The sequence below is a fragment of the uncultured Roseibium sp. genome (genome assembly GCF_947499295.1).
GTDB lineage: Bacteria > Pseudomonadota > Alphaproteobacteria > Rhizobiales > Stappiaceae > Roseibium.
On the sequence record NZ_CANMNP010000163.1, the window covers coordinates 1 to 285 of the forward strand.

General features: G+C 60.7%; 1 protein-coding gene. It reads right to left on the reverse strand.

The window, feature by feature from the left end:
* Positions 1-242: TOBE domain-containing protein (locus Q0835_RS30245; RefSeq protein WP_298967215.1), on the reverse strand; the 242-nt coding region annotated here is incomplete at its 3' end.
* Positions 243-285: the final 43 nt, after the last annotated feature.

Genomic DNA, 285 nt, shown 5'->3' on the forward strand with positions numbered 1-285 from the left:
ACGCGTGCGAGGGTGTCGGATCCGAGGGGTTCGACGAGTTCGACGGATGCTGTCATGCGGACTGTGGCGTTTTGTGCGGCCTCGCCTGAGGTCATGTGTTCGGGGCGGATGCCGAACCAGGCTGGTTCCGGTGCTGGGCTTGTTTCCTTGAACTGATAGTCGCTCAAGGGGACGGTGAGTGTGCCGTTTGTGAAGCTGTAGGTTCCGCCGTCGGCTTTGAGCTCGCCCTCGAAGAAGTTCATGGTGGGGGATCCGATGAACTCGGCGACATATTTGCTGGCCGGC